At 71.4% G+C, this 21364-nt stretch carries 13 protein-coding genes; 3 read left to right on the forward strand and 10 right to left on the reverse strand.

Annotated features, from left to right (window positions below; genetic code table 11):
* Window positions 1-74: 74 nt before the first annotated feature.
* A complete protein-coding gene (locus ABD369_RS13020; protein WP_344636496.1) occupies window positions 75-2252 on the reverse strand; it encodes an MMPL family transporter in 2178 nt (725 codons plus the stop codon).
* A 417-nt stretch (window positions 2253-2669) separates the two neighbouring features.
* Here ABD369_RS13020 and ABD369_RS13025 point away from each other — a divergent pair, with 417 nt between their 5' ends.
* Entirely contained in the window at window positions 2670-3554 is an 885-nt protein-coding gene (locus tag ABD369_RS13025; RefSeq protein ID WP_344636497.1) for a phosphotransferase enzyme family protein, read from the forward strand.
* A 143-nt stretch (window positions 3555-3697) separates the two neighbouring features.
* Window positions 3698-4627 carry a polysaccharide deacetylase family protein gene (locus ABD369_RS13030; protein WP_344636498.1) on the forward strand — a complete coding sequence of 310 codons (930 nt, stop codon included), beginning with the start codon at window positions 3698-3700 and terminating at the stop codon, window positions 4625-4627.
* Window positions 4628-4711: 84 nt separating this feature from the next.
* Here the strand turns inward: ABD369_RS13030 and ABD369_RS13035 are convergent, their stop codons facing one another.
* From ABD369_RS13035 to ABD369_RS13075, 9 genes are all read right to left on the reverse strand, one after another.
* Entirely contained in the window at window positions 4712-5413 is a 702-nt protein-coding gene (locus ABD369_RS13035) for an exonuclease domain-containing protein (protein WP_344636499.1), read from the reverse strand.
* A gap of 162 nt (window positions 5414-5575) precedes the next feature.
* Window positions 5576-6859: an iron uptake transporter deferrochelatase/peroxidase subunit gene (gene efeB / locus ABD369_RS13040; RefSeq protein WP_344636500.1), complete on the reverse strand. Its 1284-nt coding sequence runs from the start codon at window positions 6857-6859 to the stop codon at window positions 5576-5578.
* Entirely contained in the window at window positions 6859-8997 is a 2139-nt protein-coding gene (gene efeU, locus ABD369_RS13045; RefSeq protein ID WP_344636501.1) for an iron uptake transporter permease EfeU, read from the reverse strand. The genes efeB and efeU overlap by 1 nt, the downstream gene beginning before the upstream one ends.
* 192 nt (window positions 8998-9189) lie before the next feature.
* Window positions 9190-10143, reverse strand: coding sequence for an MsnO8 family LLM class oxidoreductase (locus ABD369_RS13050; protein WP_344636502.1), 954 nt, complete (start codon window positions 10141-10143; stop codon window positions 9190-9192).
* On the reverse strand, window positions 10143-11981 hold the full coding sequence (locus tag ABD369_RS13055; protein ID WP_344636503.1) for an ABC transporter ATP-binding protein: 1839 nt from the start codon (window positions 11979-11981) through the stop codon (window positions 10143-10145). Before ABD369_RS13055 ends, ABD369_RS13050 begins: the two co-directional genes overlap by 1 nt.
* On the reverse strand, window positions 11978-15193 hold the full coding sequence (locus ABD369_RS13060; RefSeq protein ID WP_344636504.1) for a lantibiotic dehydratase: 3216 nt from the start codon (window positions 15191-15193) through the stop codon (window positions 11978-11980). The genes ABD369_RS13055 and ABD369_RS13060 overlap by 4 nt, the downstream gene beginning before the upstream one ends.
* Before the next feature lie 89 nt (window positions 15194-15282).
* Window positions 15283-16614 carry a lanthionine synthetase C family protein gene (locus tag ABD369_RS13065; protein ID WP_344636505.1) on the reverse strand — a complete coding sequence of 444 codons (1332 nt, stop codon included), beginning with the start codon at window positions 16612-16614 and terminating at the stop codon, window positions 15283-15285.
* A 162-nt stretch (window positions 16615-16776) separates the two neighbouring features.
* A complete protein-coding gene (locus ABD369_RS13070; protein ID WP_344636506.1) occupies window positions 16777-16926 on the reverse strand; it encodes an FDLD family class I lanthipeptide in 150 nt (49 codons plus the stop codon).
* A 653-nt stretch (window positions 16927-17579) separates the two neighbouring features.
* Window positions 17580-18839, reverse strand: coding sequence for an SAV2148 family HEPN domain-containing protein (locus ABD369_RS13075; protein WP_344636507.1), 1260 nt, complete (start codon window positions 18837-18839; stop codon window positions 17580-17582).
* A 399-nt stretch (window positions 18840-19238) separates the two neighbouring features.
* Here ABD369_RS13075 and glgX point away from each other — a divergent pair, with 399 nt between their 5' ends.
* A complete protein-coding gene (gene glgX / locus ABD369_RS13080; protein ID WP_344636508.1) occupies window positions 19239-21359 on the forward strand; it encodes a glycogen debranching protein GlgX in 2121 nt (706 codons plus the stop codon).
* Window positions 21360-21364: the final 5 nt, after the last annotated feature.

The following is a 21364-nucleotide window of genomic DNA, read 5'->3' on the forward strand; positions in this document are numbered from 1 at the left end:
GGGGCATGCGGCCAGTTCACCGCATGCCCCCTGCCCTTTACTCCGGGCTACCGCCTACCCACTGCCACTCACCCTCAGTGATGACCGGCGGGCTCCCGGTCGTCCTCGTACGGGACGCCGGCCAGCGGTGCCTGGGCCCCGCGCCCTGGCATCGCGCCGTGGCCGGGCCACCAGGCGACTCGGCCGAGCAGCGCGGTCACCGACGGGGTGAAGAAGAGCGCCATCACGAAGGCCGCGACGAGGATGCCGAAGGCGATCGAGAAGCCGATCTCGCTGAACAGGACGTTGCCGGCCAGCATGAAGGTGGCGAAGGAGGCGGCCAGGATGAAGCCGGCCGCACCGACGGTCGGACCGCCGTGGCGGATCGCCTCGGCCGCCGCCTCACGCGGCGAGCGCCCCTCGGCGGCCTCCTCGCGCAGCCGGGCGACCATCAGGATGTTGTAGTCGGTGCCGATCGCCACCACGAACAGGTAGATGAAGATCGGCAGCATGAACATCAGGCCCGGCTGGTGGACCATGTGCTGGAAGATCAGGCTGGTGGCACCGAGCGTGGCGCCGAAGCCGAGACCCACCGAGGCCATCAGGTACCAGGGGGCGACCACACTGCGCAGCAGCAGGCCGAGGATCACCATGATCAGCAGGCCGGCGAGCGGGAAGACCAGCTTGTAGTCGTGCGCCATCGCCGTGTTGATGTCCTTGTTCACCGAGGTGCTACCGGAGACAAGGGCCTTGGTCCCGTCCGGGGCGTCCGTGTGGGCGGTGTTCCGGAGCTTGGTCACGGTGTCGAGGGCCGCGTTGCTGGCAGGGTCGTCCTTGAGCATGACGGTGAAGTCCGCCGTGGCGCCGTCCTTGCTGAGCTGCGGCTCGGGCAGCACCTGGGCGACGCCCGGGACCTCGGCGAGCTTGCCCGCATAGGTCTTCAGCGCCCCCTGGTCGAGCTTGGCGCCGTCGGCGGTGCTGGTCACAAGGACGTGACTCGGGTCGGCCGCACCCGCCGAGAAGGCGTCCATCATCTTGGTCTGGACGACCATGGACTCCTTGCTCTTCGGCATCGAGCCGCCGCTCAGGTCGAAGGTGCCCTTGTAGCCGAGCGCGGCCAGGGTGAGCGCGATCAGCACACCACCGGAGGCCATGGCGACCATGGCGGGACGGCGCTGCACCATCCGGCCCAGAGCGGCGAAGCGGGCGCCCTCGCGCTCCTCCATCCACTTCTTGCCGGGCCAGAACAGGGCCTTGGCGGGGATCACCGAGAGCACTGCGGGCACCAGGGTGACCGAGGCGATGGCAGTGGTGACGACGGCGATGGCGAGCGCCGGGCCGATCGACTTGAACATGCCGAGGCTGGAGAGCACCAGCACCGCGAAGGCGGCGGCGACGGCACCGGCGGCGGAGGTGATCGCCTCGCCGACCCGGCCGACCGCGTTGGCCACGGCCGTCTTGCGGTCCTCACCGGCCCGCAGCCGCTCGCGGTAGCGGAACATCAGGAAGAGGAAGTAGTCGGTACCGACACCGAGCAACACCACGAGCAGCATCGCCGACATGGTGTTGTCGGCCTTCAGGCCGAAGAACTTGGTGGCGTAGCTGATCAGGCCGTTGGCGGTCGGCGAGATCACCAGCATGATCAGCAGCAGCGGCGCCAGCGCGACCAGGACGCTGCGGAAGATGATCGCGAGGATCACCAGGATCAGCACGAAGGAGCCCATCCCGATCAGGGCGTTGGCGAGCCCTGAGGAGTCCTGCATGTCGAGCGCGGACGCCGCCGGGCCACCGACCCGGAACTTCAGCGCCGAACCGTCCGCAAGCTTGCCGCCGTCCGTGCGCAGGTCCTTGGCGACGTCGAGGTAGTCCTGCCCCTGGGTGGCCTTGTTGATCGCGACCATGGACAGCGCGTACTTGCCGTCCTTGGACATGCTCTGCGGGCCGACCGGGAGGATCTGGTCGACGTTCTTGATGTGCTCGTCGGTCAGCCCCTGGACCACCTTCTTCATGGTGGTCTGGTCGGCCGCATCCAGCTTGCCACCGTCGGCGCGCTCGAACAGCAGCAGGGCGCCGGGCGAGAAGTTGGCCGGGAATGCCTTCGCCTGCAGCTCGATGGCCTGGATGGACTCGTAGTGCTTGGGCAGGAAGGCGCTCTCGTCGTTCTGCGCCGTGACGGTCGGCGCGGTCATCAGGAGTGCGATCGCGCCGACGGCCCAGACGGCGATCACCCACCACGCCCGCCTGACGACGAATTGTCCTATTCGGTGGAACATGCTCGTAGTGCCTCCTGGGCATGGTTCACCGCAGCCCTTGGGGGACGGGACATCGGGCGACGGCTGGACCGGGGCAGAGCAGAGCTCTAGCCGGTCGGCAGGTAAGTGAGTGAGTGCATCCTACGGGATGCTTACTTGCCGACCGGCAAGTGGCCCCCCGCTGGATCGTGCCCCCTGGGAGCCGAAATCCGGCCCCGGTCCATCGTGGCCTCTTGACCAACCCCGACGCCTCGTGCTCGGGGTGGAGATCCCTCCCCCTCAGGGTGGATCCATCCCCTACCCACAAGAAGGAGAACCTGTCCCTGAGGAGTAGGGAGAACCCCGGGTCTCCCCGGTTCCGCCCACCGTTCCCGCCCCTGACCTGGGCCCGGGAAACCCCGAGACCGGCCCCGGCCCCCATGCGCCATGATTCACTCCATGACCGCCTTCGACGGACCCCACGCCCGGGCCCTGCTCACCACCGCCTGCGCCGCCGCCGGGCTGCCCGACCCGGTGGACGCCCGGCTGCTGGCCCTCGGCGAGAACGCCGTCTTCGATCTGGGCGACCCCGCCGTGGTGGCCAAGGTCGGGCGCGGCCCCGAACTGACCGAGCGCGCCCGCCGCGAACTGGCCGTGGCCGACTGGCTCGGCCGGCAGGACGTACCAGTGGTCCGCCCGTACCTGCCCGAGCCGCTGGTCGCCGACGGACACCCCGTCACCTTCTGGCACCGGCTCGGCCCCGCCGTCAGGGCCGCGGCACCCACCGACCTCGCCCCGCTGCTGCGCGCCCTGCACCGGCTGCCCGACCCGCCGTTCGAGCTCGGCCGCCGCGATCTGCTGGCACCCGTGGACCGCTGGCTGGCGAGCGCGGACGGCCATATCGACCCGGCGGACGCCGCCTTCCTGCGCGAGCGCAGGGCCGGCTTCGCCACCGCGATCGCCGAGCTCACCCCGCAGCTGCCGCCCGGCGTGATCCACGGCGATGCCCTGCCGCGCAACGTCCAGCTGACCGCCGACGGGCCGGTCCTGCTCGACCTGGAGAACGTCTCCCACGACCTGCGCGAGCACGACCTGGTGGTGCTCGCCCTCAGCCACGACCGGTACGGCGTCCCCGCCGAGGACTACCTCGCCTTCACCACCACCTACGGCTGGGACGTGCGCGACTGGCCCGGCTTCGCCGTACTGCGCGGCGCCCGGGAGACCGCCAGCGCCTCCTGGGTCGCGCAGCAGGTCCCGGGCAACCAGGCTGCCCTCACCGAGTTCCGCCGCCGGGTCGCCTCGCTCCGGGACGGCGCCACCGCGGTGCGCTGGTACCCCTTCTGATCCCCCATCATCCACTTCCTCCCCTTCCGCCCCAAGGGTCGTCTCCGTACGCACCTCGAGGAACCGCACCCCGACGGCACACGTCGTACCGGTGGCTGCCCGCACTCCCCGAGGCAGCCAGTACGACGTCAGGAGCCGTCGCCATGCGGATACCCAGCCCTCGGTCACCTCTCGTCCACGCCCTCGGGTACGGCCTGGCCGTGCTGCTCGCGCCCGTCCTGCTGGCGGGCTGCAGCCCCGCCGACCCCCACGCCGCCGGACCGGCGGCGCCCGGCGCGTCCGGCTCCGCCGCCGCCACCCCGTCCGCCATGTCCTCATCCGCCGCAGCCCCACCCGCCGCATCCCCAGCCATTACGAGCGCCGCTCCGTCCGCCAGGGGCAGGACTTCCGCGGCGCCCGCCCCGACCCCGACTCCGGACCCGCCCGGCAGCACGGCGCCCGCGCCGCCACCGGCCGCCTCCGCCCCGGGCGGTACGACCTCGATCGTGTACCGTGCCGCCTCCGCCGGCCGTACCGTCGCGCTCACCTTCGACGACGGCCCGAGCCAGTACACCGGACAGATCCTCGACCTGCTCGCGCAGTACGGCGCGCACGCCACGTTCTGCCAGATCGGCCCACAGGCGTCCGCCCGGCCGGCCGCCGTGAAACGCGTCCTGGCCGAGGGGCACCGCCTCTGCGACCACACCGTCCACCACCCGCAGCCGATGCACACGCTGTCGCACGAACGGCAGGCGTACGAGATCGCGGCGGCGAAGGAGATGATCGGCGAGGCGGGCGGGCCGGGCACCGAGGTCGCCTGGTTCCGCGCGCCCGGTGGGGACTTCAGCGCCGAGAACCGGCTGATCGCCGTTCAGCACGGGATGCGCCCGCTCGGCTGGTCGGTCGACACCCGCGACTGGTCCCGCCCCGGGGTCGCCTCGATCGTCGCCGCCGTACAGCACGGTCTGAGGCCCGGCGGGGTGGTACTCATGCACGACGGCGGCGGCGACCGCAGCCAGACCGTCGCGGCGCTGCGCCAACTCCTCCCCTGGCTCACCACCCACGGCTACACCTTCGACTTCCCCGCCACCTGAGCCGCCGTCTGAACCGCCGGCGCCGGGGCACGCGCACTCCGCCCACCGGCGCCCCTATGCTCTCCCGGGGGGCGCCGCCAGGTCTCAGCGCAACGGCCACCGCGGATCGATGACGGCCTCGGCGTCCTTGCCCTTGCGCAACCACGCCTGGAGGCCCTCGGCCCAGGCGCGGTACCAGTCGATCTGATGTTCGTGCAGCTGTTCGACAGTCAGATCGCCCACCTGGGAGGGATAGCGCTCACCGAGGGCGACGGCGACCCGGACGGCGGCCAGTGCGTCGCTGCCCGCCTCATGGGCGTCGGCCAGCTCGACCCCGTACACCTCGCAGACGTGCTGGAGGGTGCGGGAGCCCTTGCGGTAGCGGTCCACCGAGCGGTCGATCACCAGGGCGTCCACCACCGGGCCGACGCTGCCGCCGAGGCGGTCGGCGAGGGAGCGGCGGCCGTGGCGGCGCAGCTCGGCGTCGAGCAGCGAGAGGTCGAAGGGCGCGTTGAAGGCGACCACGGGCTGCCCGAGCGCCAGCCGGTCACACAGGGCGGTGGCTATCTCCTCGACGGCCTCGGCCGCCGGGCGGCCCTGGGTGCGGACGTGCTCGTCGCTGATGCCGTGGATCGCGGCGGCCTCCGCCGGGATCGGCACCCCGGGGTTCACCAGCCAGCCGAACGATCTCTCGACCCGGCCTCCGAGGGTCTCCACCAGGGCGGCGGTGACGATCCGCGAGTGCGCCGGGTCGGTGCCCGTGGTCTCCAGGTCGAAGCCGACCAGTGGCTCCTTCCACCAGCTCATCTGGGGTGTGTCCTTCCGTCCGTTCGCCGTGGTCTGTCCCTCATCATCGCGGGTGCCTGTGACAGCCGGGCCGTGGCAGCCGGACCGTGACCGTCCGCGGACGTGCCGCGGCCCCGGCACTGGTCGTACCGGGGCTGCGGCGGGACCGGCCGGGGCGGCGGGTCAGACGGCGGCGAAGAGTCCGCGTCCGAGCCAGTCGGCGTTGTCCCTGACGCCGGGCAGCGCGAAGAAGTAGCCACCGCCGGTGGGCGAGATGTAGTCGACCAGCGGCTCGTCGATGAGCCGGGTCTGGGTGGCCTCGAACTGCCGGACCACGTCCTGCTGGTAGCAGCAGAAGGCCAGACCCATGTCGAGGTCGCCGACGCTGTCGACGCCGCGGTCGTAGTTGAAGCCGCGGCGCAGGATCCGCGAGTCGGCGGTCTTGTCGGTGCGCGGGTTGGCGAGCCGGATGTGCGCGGTCAGCGGGATGGCGTTGCCGTCCGGGTCCTTGGCGTAGTCCGGCGCGTCGGTCTCCTTGGCGCCGTCCAGCGGGGCGCCGGTGTCCTTGCGGCGGCCGAACATCTTCTCCTGCTCGGCGAGCGAGACCCGGTCCCAGAACTCGACCAGCATCCGGATGATCCTGATGACCTGGTAGCTGCCGCCGACCGCCCAGGCGGGCTCGCCCATGCCCTCGGTGACCCACACCAGCTTGTCCATCGCCCGGGAGGAGGTGGTGTCCGGGTTGGCGATGCCGTCCTTGAAGCCGAGCAGGTTGCGCTGGGCACCGTCGGGGCGGCTGGGGCTCTGGAAACCGTCGATCCGCCACTTGATCTGCATCGCGCCGCGGGTGTGCCGGGCGATGTCGCGCAGGGCGTGCAGCACGGTGTCCTGGCTCTCCGCGCAGATCTGCAGCGAGAGGTCGCCGTGCAGCTCGGCGTCGTTCAGGTTGTCGTTCGGGAAGGTCTTCATCGGCGCGAGCTTGACCGGCTTCGCCTTGGCCAGCCCGAAGCGGTCGTCGAAGAGCGAGGCGCCGACGCCCACCGTGACGGTCAGGTTGTCGGCCGGCAGCACCGGGCCGAGGATGCCGCTGTCGGAGGGCGGTGCGCCGACGCCGAGGTCCTTCGGCGTGCCGCCCCCGGTGAGGAGGCGGATCCGGTCGGTCAGGGTGTGGAACAGGTCCTCCAGCGCCTTGCGGTCCTTGGCGACGACGTCGCAGGAGACGAAGATCGCGTGGCCGGGGGCGGGCGTGGCGATGCCGGCCTGGTGCTCGCCCTGGAAGGGGACGGTCCCGGTCTTGGGCCGGTTCGGGCTGTCGGCGGTGGCCGGGGTGGCGCCGAGGGTGAGCGCACCCCCGGCGACGGCGGCGGCGCCCGCGCCCGCGCCGAGTGCGGCCTTGACGAAGCTGCGGCGGTCGGACCCGCCGAAGCCGAAGGGGCAGGAGCCGGTGACAGCGGGCTGGTCGGTCATCAGGCGGCCTTCCGGATTTCGAGCAGGGTGGGGACGTTGGCGAGGTCTTCGAGCAGCTGACCGGTGGCACCGTTCAGCTGGCGGCGGGCCGTGGGCGCGAGCTGCTCCACGGGGGTCCAGCTGCCGTCCGGACGGTGAGCGGCGTCGAGCAGGCCGTTGACCCGGATCATGCCAGCGTCGATCCCGGTCAGCAGCTCGGGTGCGCGCGACTGGAGCAGCGGTTGAAGGACCGTCAGCAGTTCCCTGGTGCCCGCGACATTGGCCTGAGCGGTCGCCAGGTTGGTGCCGCTGCCTTGGTCGGTGTCCCCGGTGAGCTCGAACTGGAGGGTGTTCTCAAGGATCTCGTGGGTGCGCAGCGGGAGGTCGGTGGGGTCGAACTTCTGGGTGGGGAAGGCCTTGCCGAGCCCGTCCACATCACTCACCAGCTGGTCGGCCACCGGGGTGAGGTCGGCGGCGCTCTGGTTGTGCCACAGGCCGTACTCCAGGCGGAGGAAGCCGGTGAAGTCCTTGTCCTGCGCCTTGTCGGCCAGGCCGTCCGGACGGCCGTCGATCTTGCCGTCGAAGTCGGCGAAGGTGCCGTAGGCAGCGCCGAGTGAGGCGTACTGGGTGTGCGCGGTGACCCAGTCGGTCCGGGCGGCGTCCAGGTTGCCCGCGTGGATGTCCGACTGCAGCTGCTGACTCTGGGTCAGCAGCGTGGCCAGGTTCTTGGTGACGTACTCCTTGTACGCGGCGAGCGGGGCGTCGAGGTCGCCCTCGGTGACCGGGACGACGGCCTTGACCTCGGTGCCTCCAGTGACGCGCACGCTCGCGGAGGTGACGGACTTTCCGCCGGTCGGGACACAGCGCCAGGCGTAGTCGCCGGAGCCTATGGTGGCGATCAGCGCGCGGGTGGTGCCGGGGGCCAGGCCCTCGATCTCGCCGTAGACGGCGCCGCTGCCCGGGTTGATCAGGTAGACCTCGGAGGCCTTGCTGCCGGTGTTGTGCATCTGGAAGACCTGCCGGCCGGGCTGCGGCGCGGCGAACCCCTTGCCGCAGTCCTCCTCGGAGACCGAGACGGTGGAGCTGCCTGCCGGCTTGCCGTCGCTGACCGCGATCACGGCGCCTGCCACCACGGCGGGGACGGCGACCAGGGCGGCCGGGACCAGCCAGCGCGGACGGCCACCCTGGGCGGGAGCGCCCTTCGAGGCGCTTGGAGCCGGCTCCGAAGCCACGGGGGTCCCGGTCTCGGCGGCCTTGGTCCCAGCCGGCTTGGTCTCAGCCGCGGCCGCCTCGGCCTCAGCGGGCTTGGCCTCAGCGGGCTTGGCCTCAGCGGGCTTGGCCTCAGCGGTCATCCGGACGCCCTGGACGAAGAGCGTCATCACGATCGACAGGTACGCCACGTAGGCCAGCACCTGAACGACCGTCATGGTGACGGTCAGGTTGAGCACGCCCTGCACCAGGGTGGCGTACCAGGACGAGGCGTCGACGTGCTTGCTGACGTCGAAGGCGTACGCGGTGCCACCGCCCAGCACGCCGGACTCTTGCAGGTCGCGCAGGCCGTAGCTGAGCACGCCGGCCGCGATGACGATCAGTACCGCACCGGTCCAGGTGAAGAACCTGGTGAGGTTGATCCTCAGCACCCGGCGGTACAGCGCCCAGCAGAGCCCGGTGGCCAGTACCAGGCCGGTCGCCGCGCCGACCACCGGCCCGGTGGACTCGTTGGCGGTCTGGATGGTGCTCCACAGGAAGAGGGACGTCTCCAGACCCTCCCGGCCAACGGCCAGGAAGCTGGTGAGGATCAGCGTGCCGGCGCCCATGGCGAGCGCGGCGGTGACCTTCTCGCGGATCTCCGAGGAGAGGTTGCGCGCGGACTTGCGCATCCAGAAGACCATCGCGGTGACGAAGCAGACCGCTATCAGGCTGAGCGTGCCGCCGAAGGCCTCCTGGGCCGGACCGGAGAGCTTGGCGGCGGTGAAGGTGAGCACCGAGCCGAAGCTGAGGGCCAGTGCCACGGCGCCCGCGACCCCGGTCCAGACCTGCGACAGGCGGGCCTTCTGACCGGAGCGCACCAAGGTGGCGACCAGGATGGAAACGATCAGCCCGGCTTCCAGCCCCTCGCGTAGGCCGATGAGGAAACTGGGAAACGCGTCGTCCCACATGTCGAGGACTCTCCTCCCCGGGACCGGCCCCGGCAGTGCCTGTACTCAGAAACGACGCCCCGGACAGGAACTGTCCAGGGCGCGGACTTAGCTTAGGCGTGCCTTAGTAATGGGCGGGTCAAGCAGTCCTGGGAGAATGGCAAAACCTGAGACGGGCCCGGCTCCCGGTGCGGCGTCAGCCAGGCAGTCCCCTCAGTGCCTTGAGTCCTGGGCAGCCGGGACCATGGTGCGGACCAGCTCGAAGGTCCGCACCCGGAGGTCGAAGTCGGGGCAGACGGTGTTGATCGCGAGTTCGTCGGGAGCGTAGGCGGCGATCAGGACACCGAGCTGATCGGCCACCTCCGCGGGAACGCCGGCCAGCAGCGACATGCTGTCCGGGCTCGGCGAGGGCGCGGTGGGCCCGAGGGCGCGAAGTTCCTCCCAGGACGGGAGAGTCCGGCGGTCCGACGGGGCGGCGGCCCAGGCGAGGACGGAGCGCAGCAGCCGGACGTCCCGCGGGTCGTCCGCGCAGGCCACCCGGACGGCGATGCTGACGCGGGGGCTCACCCCGAGCGGCCCCGGACGGAAGCTCTCGCGGTACAGCTCGACGATCTCCGGCCGCAGGGTGCCGTGGGCGAACTGCGCGAGGCAGAACGGCAGCCCGTAGTGGGCGGCGAGCTGCGCACCGCCGCCACCGGCGCCGGTCAGCCACAGTTGCGGCGGAGTGGACTCGGGCAGCAGGTCCGTCCCGTCGGTGACATGTGCCACGAGGTGCTTGAGCTTCTCCTGGTAAGGCGCCCCGCCCTCCCGCGCGAGCAGCCGGGTGATCGCCTCGCCCGCGCCGGGACCGCGGCCGATGCCGAGGTCGATCCGGCCGGGGAAGAGCCGTTCCAGGAGGTTGAACGTGGTCGCCACCTTCAACGGCGCGTAGTGGGGCAGCAGTACCGAGGCGGCGCCCACCCGGATGGTGCTGGTCGCGGCGGCAGCAGCGGTGACCAGCACCTCGGGCGAGCCGCAGCCGCTGGTCGCACCGTGGTGTTCGGCGATCCAGAAGCGGTCGTACCCCAGGCGCTCGGCCGCCACGGCGAGTCGGACCGACTCCCGGGCGGCGCCGGCCGGGCCGGTCGCGCCGAAGACCGGCACCTGGTCGAATGCGGTGAGTTTCATCATCGGGCTCCCGTTCCGGCTCCCGCCACGCCTTGGTGCCCGGCGGTCTGCGCTTCGTACATCTGCGCGTACAGGCCGCCGAGGCTCATCAGTTCCTGGTGATCGCCGTCCTCGACCAGCCGGCCGCGGTCGAAGACCAGCACCCGGTCCGCGCGCAGCACGGACGAGAAGCGGTGGGCGATCAGCAGCGAGACCCGGCCGGCCGAGGCCGTGGCCAGGGTGTCGAGCAGCTCGGCCTCGGTGATGGTGTCGAGCGCTGCGGTGGGCTCGTCCATGACCCTGACGCTCGCCGAACGTGCCGTGCCCCGCGCGATGGCCAGTCGCTGCCACTGGCCGCCGGAGAACTCCACGCCGCCCGTGAACAGCTTCCCCGCCTGCGTCTGGTAGCCCTGCGGGAGGGAGGCGATGTGCTCGTGCATCCCCACCTCGCGAGCCGCGGCCTCGACCCGCCCCGCTCCCTGATCGGTCTCGTGCACCAGGCCGAGCGAGATGTTCTCGCCCACCGAGAGCTGGTACTCGACGTAGTTCTGGAAGACGTAGGAGACGCGGTCGCGCAGGCTGTCCAGCCGGAAATCGGTGAGCGGGACGCCGTCGACGACGATCGAGCCCTCGGTCGGCTCGTAGAGGCGGCCGAGGAGCTTGCCCAGGGTGGACTTCCCCGCGCCGTTGAGGCCGACGATCGCCGTCACCTGGCCCGGCTTCAGCGTGAACGAGACGTTCTCCAGGGCGCGCTGCCCGCTGCCGGGGTAGCTGAACGACACCCCGCGGAACTCGACACCGGCGACGATTTCCTGAGGGAAGGTCAACTCGCCCTGCGGGGGCGGCGTGTGTCCGAGCGCGAGGAACTCGTTCACGTTGCGCAGGTAGAGCTGGTTCACGTACATCCCGGACACCGCACCGAAGAGCTGCTGCATGCTGCCCTGCAGCATGCCGATCGCCTGGATCACCGCCAGCAGCCCGGCCACGTGCCGGGCGTCGGTGCCGATCAGGACCGCCGTGGCCTGTGCGGAGACCGTCAGCACCGCGGTCGCGATCACCATCGGGATGGCCAGGCGGAAGTTCCGGTTCGCCAGCCGCAGGTCCGCGCCGACGATCCCGGCCAGCAGTCGCCGGTGGTTGGCGAGGACCACCGGGGCGAGCCGGAAGGCCAGCACCTCCTTCATCGAGTTCGGCTGGGAGGCCAGGTGCTGCCAGTAGTTGAGCCGGCGCCGCTCCTCGGACCGGCTGTGCTCCAACGCGTGGGCACGGCGGCCCTGCAGGATCTGTGCGAGCAGGGTGGGAAACGGGGCGAGCATGGCCAGCAGCGCGACGCGGAAGTCCAGGGTCCACAGGATCGCGCCGACCGAGCCGAAGGTGACCACCTGGGTGGCCGCCTGCACCAACTGGGCGAGCATCATCCCCGGTCGGAACGCCACCTCCCGGACGGCTCGTTGCAGCGAGTCCTGCACGCTCGGGTCCTCCACCTCGGAGAGGGTGAAGAGGGTCGCGCGGCTGATGATCTCGTCGGACATGTGGGCCGAGAGCCTGCTCTGACAGCGCTGCACTGCCCGGCTCTGCAGCAGGGACAGCACCTGCGCGCCGAGGCCGAGCAGGGACAGCAGGGACAGGCAGACCAGGATGCCGCGGACCTGCGGGTCGGAGCCGCCTGCCGCGCTCAGCAGGGCCGTCGCGAGCGCTGCCGTGAGTTTGACCTGACCGGCCGGCAGGACGCCGATGACCAGCGATATCAGAGCCAGCTGCGCGGTCCCGGCGCGGTCGCCGCGCCAGGACCGGCTCAGCACGGCCAGCCCCGGTCGCGGCGCTTGTGCCAGCCGCCGGTGCCAGAGGCGCGGGTTCACCGGTTCCGCCCCGCCGTCGGCACGCCCTCGGCCGTGGCGACCCGGTCCAGCAGCCGCCGCCACATGCCGTAGGCGGCGTCCTCCCCCTCGCGCCGCAGGCCCATCCGGTTGCAGTGCATGTGGAACAGGCTGCGCAGGATGGACGTTTGATCCGACCAGAGTTCGCCGGCCGCGGCGAGCTTGGCCACCTGGGCGGCGTACCCGACTCCCTCGGACTGCCAGGCGGCCCTCACCTGCCCGAGCGCCGCGGCCTCGCCGCCGGCGGGGGCGGTGTAGCCCTGCCAGAGGCGACGCGCGACGGCCCGGTACTCCACGCCACCGGCCTGCGAGCCGGCCATCGACCGCACCAGGGCGTGCCGCTCGGCGAAATCGGGTACCAGCACCCGGCCGACGGTTTCGAGGCTGAGCGCGGTGAGCGCGGTCCGGTCCAACGCGGTCTCACCCGCCTGTGCCGGTGAGGCGAGGTGCCGCAGCAGTGCCAGGGTCGCGGCGCTGTCCCGGCAGAACAGTCCCTCGGCCGCGTCGATCAGGTCGGGGCCGCCGTAGCGCTCGATCTCGCGGCGGTACGTCTCGAAAGTGACGTCCGTGATCCGGCCCTCGACTGCCAGGCCGTGGGCCCACTGCGCGACTTCCCCCAGCAGTGCGGCGGCCCGGGCCGGATCCGCGGCCCGGAAGCGCAACCGCAGGTGCGGGGCGGGATCGCCGTACCGGAGGTAGAACGGCTGACCCGCGAGGCGGCCCTCGGCCAGCGAGCGCGTCAGCGCCGTCACTTCCTCGAGCAGGAGGGCGTCCTGCGCGTCCTGCTCCACATAAAGTTTGGCGTAGACCCACGGCCCACCGACCGGTCGCGACCGCTCGGCTTCGGTGATCCGCCTGCGTGCGGGGGCCACTGCCCGCGGCGCCGGCGCCCGCTGTTCGCGCACCACGGGGACCACGACCTCCGCGACGAAGGGGGCATCGGCCGCATCCCGCAGGAAGCCCTCCTCCGGGCCCGGCAACGCCTCGTCGATCTGCAGCTGGAAGGCCGCCGTGTCCCGGGCCGCGGCCAGCCGGAGTTCCTCCAGCGAGGGGGCGCTCTCCAGGTCGAGCAGAATCGTGTTGTCGCCCTGTGTGAGGTAGGCGAGGCGCGGCACGTTCCACTGCTCCCGCCAAGCGGCGACGGCCGCGGTGAAGGCCGCCGACGAGCTGGTGCAGCCGGCCGGCAGCTCGGCGGCGCGGAGCAGCCAGCGTGCGCGCTTCAGCACCAGGTCCCGCCGGACGACCCGGGGCAGGAACGGCATGCTGCCGGCCAGACCGCCCCACTCGAACGACGAGACGCCGTGGAAGGCCGCCGAGGAGACGTCGAGCAGGAAGCGGCCGACGTTCGGCGCCATCAGTGGGTTGAGCATGGTGTGTTGGGTGACGTGCAGATCGCACCCGAGGACCGGGCTGTGCAGGTACAGCCGGCCCTCGCGCACGCCGACGACCACGTCCTCGAGCGCGATCACCTCATGCGCGGGCCGCCCCGGTGCCACGTTGACCGGCAGTTCCAGCGCTCGTACCGCCGGACGGACCGAGACGTTCGCGGCCCGGGCCCGCTCCGGCAGGTAGGTCAGCTCCACCACCGCGACCCCGGGCAGCAGCGCCGCCTCCGCCTCGGCCAGCTCCTCCAGGCCCCGGCGCCCCTCCGCGCCGAGCAGGTCGTGGAACCGGGCGAACGTACGGCCGCCGTGCGCCACCGCCGTGACCACCCCGCGCCAGCCGGACCCCGGCGCCGTCGGCGGCACCACCTGCAGGTGTACGTCGATCGCGGGCCTCAGCGGCCGGTCGTCGGCGAACTGCCCAAGCTCGGCGATCCACCGCTCGTCGAGGACCACCTCCAGACTGCCGCGGCTGAGAGCGTCGGCCGCGAGCCGGTGCAGGACCGCGTCCCGGCCCTCCCTGCTCGGGTCGCGCGTGGTCATCGGCTGCAGCTCGAAGGAACGCGGAGGATTCTGATAGCTGTTCGGCGCGCCCAGCCCGGTCTCCTCGGAGAGCACCTCCAGGACCGGTACCTCGGCCTGTGCGCCGTAGCGCTCGGTGAACGCCGTCGCGTAGTCGCGCAGCTGCCACGGGTACTGGTAGACGTCACCCACGGTGGCCAGGACCTCGGCGGCGTCCTCCGCCAGCGCCTGGACCTCGGCCGGCAGGACGGGCGGGGCGGGGACGTTCAGCCGGGCGTCGACCCGCAGCAGCGGTCCGGTGTAGTCCTCACTCACCCGCCGCGCCAGCGGGGCGATCTGCTCCTGGAGCGCCTCCAGGGCGGCCACGTCGCCGACGGCGTTGAACTCGGCCACCGCCGCCTCCGCGGACGTCAGCGCGGCTGTCGCGTCGCTGTCGTAGGCGGTCGCCAACCGGGCCGACAGCGGCGGCTGTTCCGACGTCTCCAGCAGGGCCGGCCGGTGCGCGGTGATCAGGAAGTCCAACTCGACCAGCTGGTCGAGAAGTGCGGTGACCTTCTCCGGCGGGACCGTCGGATACCGCTGCGTCAGCTCGTCCCGCAGCTCACCGAAGGTCTTCGGGGTGCGGGCCGACTCCAGGACGAGCTGGACGGCCGGGGACCAGCGGACGGAGGCCGAGCGTCGCGACCCCTCGCCGTACGCGTCGGCCGTTGACAGCCAGGCCCGGCCTCGGCCACGGTGGATCAGGTCGTTGGCCCGGAGCTCCAGTTCGGTCCGGACCTGCGGCGCGCCGGTGACCGCCTTGAACAGGTGCAGCACCCAGCCCATGTCCGGTCTGGCCACGGCCGTGCTGATCGCGGGAACGCCGAGCCGGGCGGGCGCAGCGGCGGAGTCCGTTCCGCCGAACGTGCCCACCGCGACACCGGCCACCGTGCTCAACGGGGTCGCCCGCATGCTCATCCGGTTCAGGTACCGGCCCAGGCTCATCATCATCCGTCGCTGGTCCCGGGCCGAGAGCGTGTCGATACCCGCCACGGCCCGGGCCAGGTCCGGCGCCGCCAGCGAGATCGCCGAGCGGACCCCGGGCCTCGCCCACAGCTCCAGCAGACCTTGCAGATAGCGGGCCTCCCACCCCGACGGGTCCGCGCCCGCCGGCCCCGTTCCGGCGGCCAGCAGGCTGGTCAGCTCCCGGGTCGGCAGGCCCGGTGCGCGGAGCAGGAAGAAGTCCCGTGCAACGTAGTCGCGGCTTCTCCCGGACTTCCGGTCGCTGATCTCGGCGTTCCGACGGGTCACGCTCATTCCTTAGCTGTGCTTGGGAAACGCTGTTACGAGGTAAGGCAGTTCTGGAGCCGTGTCGGCGCCGTCGTGGTCTTCGGGCCCGGTCAGGCCGGAGTGAGGAAGAAGATCTCGTCCCATCCCGTCGCCCGCGGTGCGAGCACACCGCAGAGCGCGAGCAGCACGCCGGCCGCACCGTTGAGGAATCCCGGGTCGTCGACCAGTTCGCCACGCCTGGGCTCGTCCACCACCACGTACGGGCGGGCCTCGTCCGCCAGCGACAGCACGGCCTGGAGCGAGTCCTCGGCCATGGCCCGGAAGGACGCCGAACCCGTGACCGCATGGGCCCGCTGGTAGACCGCCAGCAGTCCGGAGTGGCCGTGGCAGAGATTGGGCGAGAAGATGTGCCGCTCGGCCGGCGCCCAGTCCACCACCCGCTGCAGGGCCCCGACCGCGGTCGCCTCGAGGGCGGTGTCGCCGAGCACCTTGGCCGCACTCAGCAGGGCGATGCCGATGCCCGGAGCGCCGTAGCACCAGGCGGCGCGCGCGGACCGCTGGCCGAGCGGGGCGACGGGCAGACCGGTCTCCTCCTGGGCCCGGAGGAGGTTCGGCCAGGCGGCGCCGGGCACGTCGTCCGCGAGCTGGTGCTCGACCAGCCAGGCCGTGGTCCGTGCGAGGTGTTCGGCCGGACCACAGCCGCCGATCCCGGCGGCGGCCGCGACGCACAGTGCCGAGACGATGCCTGGTAGGCCGTGTGCGAAGCCCAGGTTGTACATCCCGTGCGGGGCCTGCTCCTCGTATCCCGGATAGGCCGAGTAGTAGTCCGGCGACGTGAACCAGCCGAACCGCTGCCGGCTGTCCGGCTCGGTCACCCGCAGGAGGTACTCCGTCAGCCGCTCGGCCGCGGTGTGGATCGGGTCGCCGGGCGAGGCCTCCAGGGCCGAGCAGAGCCGGACCGCCGCGGCCAGCTGGCCGGCGGCACCCGAGATGACATCGAAGGCGGCGACCGGTAGTCCCTCCCCGGGTTCCGGGCGCGGCTCGGCCGCGATCTGCTCGCCGAGCCGGTCGGCGATCCGGCGCAGGGACGGCAGGTAGCGGCGGTCGTACGCCGAGAACTCGAGCAGGACGCTGGCGAAGCCCGCGGTGCCGCCGTAAAGACTGGCGCCGGACAGTGGCCTTTCGGCAGTGGCCTGCGCGGAACGGCGGAGCAGGGCCTGCGCCGCGTCGATCAGTTTGGGCTCGTCCAGCGCCCTTCCGGCATGCAGCAGCGACAGTGCGATCCCCGGGTGGCCATCGGCCAGGCCCGACCCGTCCGGCACGGACTCGTGCCCCGCCGACTTCTCCAGCGGCCCCACCGCCGCACCGGCGAACATCGCCAGCCGATCGGCCACAGCCCGGGCCACCTCGGCGGTCCTCGCATCGAATTCCAGCACCGCCACCGCGGACTCCCCCAGATTCACATCAAAACTTGGCAGAATTCTCCGAACGGCTCGCCGAGCCCGGCCGCCGACAGTTCCCCGGAAAGCTCCCGACTTCCCGGAAGGCTCCCGGCGCGGGAAAGCGCCGGGAGCCTCCGCCTCAGGGCGAGCTCCGGCAGGCGATCAGCAGATCGTGGGGTACCCGACCGTGAACGGGCAGTTGCAGGAGTCGCCACAGGACCAGCAGGTGGAGCCGATGCTCGCGAAACCCTGCGGCGTGGCGTTCTGCGGGGCAACAGCCACGCGGACGTCGAGATCGAAGTCCTGCTCCATTTTTTACCTCCAGTGAATTCATGTGTTCCCGCTCCCCCGGCCGGGCTCCAACGAATTCAGCGCGTGGGAGCGGCTCTGGGGGAGTTTCTAGCACGCCACTCGAACGCGACGGCCGATTAAGGCAATCAATTTCAGCCACAATCACTGTGACCCAGCTCACAGCGATTGGGAGGATGCGGGTCAGATCAGTGTTGACGCGACCGGAACAGCCACCAACATGGCTGGTTTCCGCATTTCCTCGATTCGAACTGGCGACGAGAGATGTCCACCTTCAGCGCTTTCGCGGCGTCTTGAATATTTCGGCCAGTTTACGGAGATCATCTCCGAATAAACTGCTTGCCGGCACGACGCGAGCCGCCGGCCAAAGATGTGATGGACGTTCGACACGTGCCACTGAAGACCTCGGAAAACCCCATGGACGGGCATGGCCGCGTCACGGATGAGCCGGAACCACGGCGAGGAGGGCCGAGGCCGGCACGCCGGTACGGGGCCGGGCGCACACCGCGGGCGGCGGCCCCGGGGTGGCCGAGGGCGCCGAGAAGCCCCCGGGAAGCGGCCGGGAGGCCCTACCGGGGTGCGGAGATCCCCACGAACAGCCCCGCACCTCCACAGCGGATCGCCGGCGAAGCTGGCGACACCCCGGGATGCCGCCCTCAGGAGACTGCGCGCGAGTCCGTCCAGACGCCCTCGAACTCCTCGCGGTAGATCTCCAGCAGCCCGGCCTCCTGACCGCCGGGCAGCTGTCCGGCGCCGGCGCGCAGCACCAGGGCCGGGGACTCGATACCCCGGGAGCGCCGCAGGTAGGGCTGGACCACGCCGAGCCCCTCGGAGCGCCGCCGGCCGCCGGCCGAGGCCACCGAGCGGGGGCCCTCCACCAGGTAGGCGGTGAACCGCGGGGTCTCGTCGAACACCCGGATCTCGAAGCCGCCCTGGTCGCGCAGACGGGCCCGCACCCGGCGCACATGCATGATGTTCATCTCGATCGATCGGGCCAACTCGCCTCGACCGAGCCCGAGTTCGCGCTCACGTCGGCGCACCGCACTGCTCGCCGGGTTGAGGAAGAGCAGCCGCACCCGGCAGCCCTCGGAGGCGAGCCGGATCAGCCGCTTGCCGGTGTAGTTCTGGCAGAGCATGCCGAGCCCGATGCCGATCGCGTCCAGCCGCCGGGCGCCGTCCAGCAGGTCCTCCACCGGCAGGTCGCGCTGGAGCCTGACCCGGTCGGCGTGCACCGCGACCACGTCCGCGTAGCGTCCGGCGATCAGTTGCTCGACCACGTCGGCCGGCACTCCGCCGGCGCCGCCGTCGAGCAGCGCGAGCAGCCGGGCGGCCGCCCGCTCGGTCTGGGCCAGCACGGTCTGCGAGAGGCTGCGGTTGCGCGAGACGACGTGCCGGGCGACCTCCAGCTCGTCCAGCGCCAGCTCGACCTCGCGGCGGTCCAGCACGTACGGCTCGAAGCAGGGCCAGTGCTGCACCATCAGCTCGCGCAGCTGGGGCATGGTGAGGAAGACCAGCGGGTCGTCGTCGGCCGGGTCGAGCAGATAGCCCTTGCGGCGGCTGACCTCGCGGACGGCGCCGGCCCGGTAGACCCACTCCTCGCCGCTGGGCCCCGCGGCGGCCGTCACCCAGTCCTCGCCGTGGGCGGGGGCGTAGACGGGGCGCAGCACCTCGCCGACCAGGGCGCGCAGCCGCTGCTCGACCAGGTTGAGCCAGACGTACGCGCGTCCGGTCAGCCGGACCCGCTGATGGGCCTGCTCCCACTGGTCGGCGGACCAGGCGAGGACCGGGCCCTCGGGCGACCCCGACTGGGCGGGGATGGCGATCCGGCCGGGCGAGGACGTGTGCATGACCACCGTCGGCGCCTCGCTCCGCCCGGGGCCCTCGGGGCCGCCCCGGCCGTCTGCGGGGACCACCATGCGCTACCTCACCTCTTTGTCCCGATCACCTGGAGTGACGGACCATCCGCTGACACAGTCTCAACCCTGGCGGTCCCGGCGAGGCCTGTCTCCGCATGGGGTCCGGAGCGCGCCGGACGATCAAGGGTACTGCGCGCGCGACGCGCGACGCAGCCCGTTGACCGGACAACGACCCCTTCGAGAACGGACCGTGACGCAGTGCGAGCGCGCCGCAACCGGCTCACGGACACCCGTTCGGGCGAACAACGAACGAATGAGCACGGCCCGCGGGCGGCCATTGGGGAGGATGCCCCATGTGCCGTACATCACGGTGCAGCCGGGCCGCGCATGGTGGAGCATTCCGCGGTGCGAGGTCCGTTCGAGCACCAATTGCCGTCATCCAAAGGTGAGTTGAGGCATATGCAGGTCTGGCCAGGGCAGCCGTACCCGCTGGGCGCCACATACGACGGCGCCGGCACCAACTTCGCGGTGTTCTCCGAGAGCGCCGACCGGATCGAGCTCTGCCTGCTCGGCGAGGACGGTTCCGAGACGGCCGTCGAGCTGCGCGAGACGGACGCCTTCGTCCGCCACGCCTACCTCCCGGGCGTCCAGCCTGGACAGCGGTACGGCTTCCGCGTGCACGGCCCGCACAACCCGGGCCTGGGCCAGCGGCACAACAGCGCCAAGCTGCTGCTGGACCCGTACGCCAAAGCGATGAGCGGTCACATCGACTGGGACGAATCCGTCTACGGCTACCACTTCGGCGCCCCCGAGCGCCGCAACGACCTGGACTCGGCCCCGCACACCATGCACTCGGTGGTGATCAATCCGTACTTCGACTGGGGCACCGACCGCCCGCCGCGCACCGACTACCACCGCACGGTGCTCTACGAGGCCCATGTGAAGGGGCTCACCAGGCTCCACCCGGGCATCCCCGAGGAGATCAGGGGCACCTTCGCGGGCCTGGCCCACCCGGCGGTGATCGAGCACCTGGCGAAGCTGGGCATCACCGCGATCGAGCTACTGCCGGTGCACCAGTTCGCCCGGGACCACCGGCTGCGCGACCTGGGCCTGTCCAACTACTGGGGCTACAACACCATCGGCTTCTTCGCCCCGCACTCCTCCTACTCCTCCGGCGGCGACCGGGGTCAGCAGGTGCAGGAGTTCAAGTCGATGGTCAAGTCGCTGCACGCGGCCGGGATCGAGATCATCCTGGACGTCGTCTACAACCACACCGCCGAGGGCAACCACCTGGGCCCCACCCTCTCCTTCCGCGGCCTGGACAACGCCTCCTACTACCGCCTGGCCGCCAAGGACCGCCGGTTCTACGAGGACACCACCGGCACCGGCAACAGCCTGCTGATGCGCAGCCCGCACGTACTACAGATGATCATGGACTCGCTGCGCTACTGGGTCACCGAGATGCACGTCGACGGCTTCCGCTTCGACCTCGCGGCCACCCTGGCCCGGCAGTTCCACGAGGTGGACCGGCTCTCCTCGTTCTTCGAGGTCGTCCAGCAGGACCCGGTGGTCTCCCAGGTCAAGCTGATCGCCGAGCCATGGGACCTCGGCGAGGGCGGCTACCAGGTCGGCAACTTCCCACCGCTGTGGACGGAGTGGAACGGCATGTACCGGGACACCGTCCGCGACCTGTGGCGCGGCGAGCCGGCCACGCTGGCCGAGTTCGGCTCCCGGCTGACCGGCTCCTCCGACCTCTACCAGGACGACGGCCGCCGGCCGATCGCCTCCATCAACTTCGTCACCTGCCACGACGGTTTCACCCTGCGCGACCTGGTCTCCTACAACGAGAAGCACAACGAGGCCAACCACGAGGAGAACCGGGACGGCGAATCCTTCAACCGCTCCTGGAACTGCGGCGTGGAGGGTGAGACCACCGACCTCGGCGTGCTGGAGCTGCGCGCCCGCCAGCAGCGCAACTTCATCGCCACCCTGATGCTCTCCCAGGGCGTGCCGATGGTGTCCCACGGCGACGAGCTCGGCCGCACCCAGCGCGGCAACAACAACGCCTACTGCCAGGACGACGAACTCACCTGGGTGCACTGGCCGCAGAGCGACGGCCCGGAGGCGCGACTGCTGGAGTTCACCCAGGGCATGATCTGGCTCCGCCGCGACCACCCGGTCTTCCGGCGCCGCCGGTTCTTCCACGGGCGCCCGGTCTCCGGCACCCACAACGACCTCACCGACATCGCCTGGTTCACCCCCGCCGGCGAGGAGATGACCAAGCGGGACTGGGACACCAGCTACGCCAAGTCCCTGACGGTCTTCCTGAACGGCGACGCCATCTCCGAACCCGACCGGCGCGGCGGGAAGATCGTCGACGACTCCTTCCTGCTGCTGTTCAACGCCCACTTCGAACCGCTCGAGTTCACCGTGCCCGCCGACCACGGCGAGACCTGGCAGGTCGTGGTGGACACCACCCTGCCGGTGCTGCCCGCGCCGGGCACCGGCACCAGGGTCAAGGCCGGCGACAGCATCTGGCTCACCGACCACTCGCTGCTGGTACTGCAGCGAGTGACCTGACCGGC

Origin of the sequence: Kitasatospora cystarginea (assembly GCF_039533515.1) — a bacterium.
Classification (GTDB): Bacteria; Actinomycetota; Actinomycetes; order Streptomycetales; family Streptomycetaceae; genus Kitasatospora; species Kitasatospora cystarginea.